Source organism: Sphingobium sp. 3R8 (genome assembly GCF_020166615.1).
GTDB classification, from domain to species: domain Bacteria; phylum Pseudomonadota; class Alphaproteobacteria; order Sphingomonadales; family Sphingomonadaceae; genus Sphingobium; species Sphingobium bisphenolicum.
Genome location: NZ_JAIQXR010000048.1, coordinates 1 through 4,240, shown reverse-complemented (window position 1 = coordinate 4,240; position 4,240 = coordinate 1). Strand labels below are relative to the sequence as shown.

The 4,240-nt window shown below is 60.1% G+C and carries 4 protein-coding genes; 1 reads left to right on the top strand and 3 read right to left on the bottom strand.

Annotated elements, in window-relative coordinates; all coding sequences use genetic code 11:
• The 3 genes from K9B33_RS22765 to K9B33_RS22755 form a co-directional block, all read right to left on the bottom strand.
• A partial coding sequence (locus tag K9B33_RS22765) for an SDR family NAD(P)-dependent oxidoreductase (RefSeq protein ID WP_224551396.1) occupies positions 1-584 on the bottom strand: 584 nt, incomplete at its 3' end.
• Between the two features lie 89 nt (positions 585-673).
• Positions 674-1,045 (bottom strand): EthD domain-containing protein, encoded by a 372-nt coding sequence (locus K9B33_RS22760; protein ID WP_224551395.1) that lies wholly within the window; start codon positions 1,043-1,045, stop codon positions 674-676.
• A gap of 142 nt (positions 1,046-1,187) precedes the next feature.
• The gene (locus K9B33_RS22755) at positions 1,188-3,608 is read right to left on the bottom strand and encodes a membrane-bound PQQ-dependent dehydrogenase, glucose/quinate/shikimate family (RefSeq protein WP_224551394.1); all 2,421 of its coding nucleotides are present in this window, start codon (positions 3,606-3,608) and stop codon (positions 1,188-1,190) included.
• A gap of 164 nt (positions 3,609-3,772) precedes the next feature.
• Between K9B33_RS22755 and K9B33_RS22750 the strand changes: the two genes are divergently transcribed.
• Positions 3,773-4,240: TetR/AcrR family transcriptional regulator (locus tag K9B33_RS22750; protein ID WP_224551393.1), on the top strand; the 468-nt coding region annotated here is incomplete at its 3' end.

Below are 4,240 nucleotides of genomic sequence, written 5' to 3'. Positions count from 1 at the left end.
ATGAAATCGGTGTCGGTGGCACCGGGCGCGACAGCGTTAACCGTAATGCCGCGCTTGCCGAGATCGGCGGCGAGCGAGCGGGTGAAGCTGTTCACCGCGGCCTTGGAGAGCGCATAGGCGATCGTGCCCGGATAGGCGGCCAAGCCGACCATCGACGAGATGTTGATGATGCGCCCACCATCGGGGATGCGCGTCACAGCCTGTTGGGTGACGAGGAACGTCCCCTTCACGTTGGTGGCGAGCAAACTGTCGAGATACTCCTCGCTCACCTCGTTGAGGGTGCCGCCGCCGCCAATGCCAGCATTGTTGACAAGGATGTCGAGCGGACGCCCGGCAAGGATGCCATCGACCTCGGCAAAGAGCTTGCCGATCTCAGCACTGTTGCGCACATCACCACCGAGCACCGCCGCCTTGCCGCCGGCCTCACCGATTTCGGCGGCGGTTGCCTCGGCACCCTCGCGGCGCTGGCCATAATGGCAGAGCACGAACGCGCCATCGCGGGCGAGGCGGAGCGCGATCGCTTTGCCGATGCCGCGTGATGCGCCCGTTACCAGCGCGGTCTTACCTTCTAATGCACCTATCATCGGTCTTCCACTTTCATTTTGTTGCGCAATTTATGTCGATACCCAGACATGGCGATCATCGCCGGAGAAAGGCTACGCCATGTTGCGGTTTAGCTAACAAGTGTCGAAACAACCTCGTCGCACGCGAAGACGCGGAATGCAGCGCGGTCCATGAAGTTCTTCTCATCTTCCTCGAAAATCTTCCCGATAACGGGATCGGACATAATCCGCTGCGCTTCTTCAAAGGCTGCGCGATCGCGATAGCGCAGCTCTGTTATGGCGTCATAGGGACTCTGGAAGGCAGCGGGAGTGTCGCTTGAACGGGCGCCATACTCGACACTGTTGGGATAGTTGCGTCGGTAGTCGAGGAAAAGGTGGCCCAGATATTTGTGGGCGAGCTCCGCGTGGATCGTCTCGTAGTGGTTCCGAAATTCTTCATGCGAGATGTCTGATCGCCGCTTTAGTAAAATGATAGCCTTCATTACGAAAGTCCTTCTATGCTAAGATCAGGCGGGCGATGCCCAACGAGTTTGGCGTGGCATACAGTCCGATCGGAAAAACCTCACGAGTGCCGAGCGTCGATATCAGCCGGTTAATCTGTTTCCGATGATGTATCGAGTGCGGTTAACGGTCCTTGGGAAGCGCGTAAGCGATCAGCGATTTGCCGAGCCTAGTGCCGAGCGGAACATGCCCACCTGCTGCCACCACCACGAATTGGCGCTTGGACTGATCCGACCAGTAGGTCATCGGAATGGACTGTCCGCCAGCCGGGAGGCGCGCATCCCAGACCTCCTTGCCGGTTCGAATATCAAACGCACGGAACATCCGCTCCTGCACGCCTGCCATGAACACGAGTCCACCGCGCGTCACGATCGAGCCCCCGACATTGGGCAGGCCTATGGTGATTGGCAGCATCATCGGGATGCCAAGTGGGCCACTGTCGCGCGCAGTACCGATCGGGCGGTTCCAGATGACCTTACCGGTCCGCAGATCGACCGCAGTAAGCAGACCCCAGGGTGGTGCGTTGCATGGCGTACCTAGGACTGACAGGAATGGCTGCACGTCTACCGCGAATGGGGTATTTTCCATCGCCTGTCCGGCCGCCGCATTGGCATGGGGATCTTTGCCGACCACTCCCCAACCCCGCTTGCGCGCCTCTGCACGAGTATAGAGTTGATCGTAATTGGGCATACGATTGGAATTGACGATCATGATCATGCGATCGCGATCGATCGACACGCTGCCCCAGTCGCTTCCTCCCAGATAGCCCGGGAAGACGAGATTGGGGCGGTCGAGCTGCGGCGGTGTCATCGGCCCGTCGTATCGAGCCTGCTTGAACTTGATGCGGCACAGCATCTGGTCCAGCGGCGTCACACCCCACATGTCGGCTTCGGTCATGTCCGGGCCGCGGAAGGAAGGCATCCCTACGGAAAAGGGTTGCGTTGGCGAAAGTCGTTCGCCGGGGGCGATCGGCCCCTGCGGAACCGGGAGTTCCTTTACGCTGCGCAGCGGCCGACCCGTGCGCCGGTCCAGCACGAAGACCTCACCGCGCTTGGTCGGCTGGATCAGCGCGGGTACGGTCTTGTTCCCGACAGGCAAGTCAATGAGAGTCGGCTGCGATGCGACGTCATAGTCCCACAGATCGTGGTGCACCGTTTGAAAGCGCCAGCGTAGCCCGCCGGTATCCGCATCGATTGCGATCACCGAAGACGTCAGGAACTCGTCGAACGGTCGCCGCTGCGCACCGTAATAATCGGGAACCGCGTTGCCGACTGGCAGATACACAAGGCCGAGCTTTTCGTCCGCACTGATCGGAGCCCAGCTATTCGGGGTAGAATAGGTATAATGCGCGTTGCCGATCGGTTCCGAATGATCGTTCGGACGCGCTACATCGAACGCCCATGCAAATTTGCCCGTCACGGCATCATAACCGCGGATCACGCCGGATGGCTCGCCCCAATACTGCCCATCCAAAACACCGCCGCCCACGACGATCTTGCCGCGGATGATCTGTGGCGCCGAACTGACGTAATAATAGCCGTCCGGAGCCTTACCCATTCCTGTCAGCAGATCGGTACGCCCGCCGTCTCCGAATTGCGTGCACATCCGGCCGGTCCTGGCGTCCAATGCCACGAGTTTGGCATCCGGGCTGGCCCAGATGATCCGCTCGGCACAATCGCCAGAGACATTTGGCGTCCGGTAATAAGCAACGCCACGGCAAAAGCGGGAGATCGCCTTGCCGGAGTCCGGTTCATTGTGAGTCCAACGGCGTCTTCCTGTTTCGGCATCGAGCGCGACGACCGTGCTGTAAGGTGTGCACGCATATAAAGTGTCCCCGACCTTCAGCGGCGTGACTTCGAGACTGGACAGCTTGTCTCCCGGTGCCCGCCCCAGATCGGCGGTCCAGGCGACCTTCAGGCCTTTCACATTATCAGGCGTGATCTGATCGAGCGGACTGAAACGGCTGCCGCCCTGGTCGTTGCCCCAGTGCAGCCAGTCGCCAGGAACACCTTCGACTGCGGCAACGGCTGCTTGCGGCAGCGAGTCCTGTGTGCCGGTCTGAAACAAAGGATCGGCAGGCGTAGCACGGAACGTGTGCAAACCGCCGCCGAGGGCCAGCGCTGCTACGGTGCCGAAGGCGAAGACAACGCCGCCGCGCGGCATCCGACTGGTGCTGCGGGTGGTGCGCTGGATCGAGGGAAGCAGTAAAACCAGTGCGAGAACCGCGGGCCCTACGAGACGCGGGACCAGGGACCAGCCGGTGAACCCTACCTCCCAGACGGACCACCCCAGGGTAGCAACCAGCATTGCCCCGAACAGCCATTGGCCGCGCCGATCACCGCGCCAGAGGAGCACAGCACTGGCAACCACAGCGAGGCCGGTCAGCAGATAATATAGGGAGCCACCAAGTGAGACGAGATAAGCCCCGCCGGCGGCGAGGAACACTCCAATCGAGAGGAGCAGCACTGCGACCGTTCGAAGAACGGTGCGATCGAAGCGCGACGCGCGCGCCGCATGTTCCTGTCCAGGTGTTGTTTGCTGCATTCCCGCCTCCTTTACCGTGAGAGCGCGAAAGGCACGCTGGGCCAGTCGCCGACGGATCCATAAAATGATACCCGTGGGTTCTTTATTCATCACACACAAAAATGCAACCTGCAAGTTTATTTAATCCGCCAATTGTATAGAATGGCGCGATGGGAAGCGTGCACATGACAAAGAAGCGTTCAGTGGGACGTCCGACCCGCGAGCAGGCTGCGGTCATCGATGACGAAATCCTTGCCGCAGCCCGGGACGTGTTCTGTCGCGATGGATTTTCCGATGCATCCATGAACGAGATCGCGGAACGGATCGGAGCATCAAAGCTGACCCTCTATCGCCGTTTTGAAAGCAAGATGGGGCTACTGGTCGCTGTGATCGATCGCAACATCGCTTCGTTGCGGGCTGTCATGGAAGAGACAACGGTCGCGCAAGCCTCGGCCTTGGATGCTTTGCAGCAGACCGCGATCAGGTTGTTCAATTTCCTGACCGAGCGCGAGAATCTGGCGTTCGGCCTGGTGATCAGAGCAGAGTCGGCACGCTCGCCCCTACTGCGGGAACGATGTGCCAATTGGATTTCGATCATGGAGGCGCCGCTGATCCTCCTGATCATCCGCAGTCAGGAAGAGGGGGCGATCACT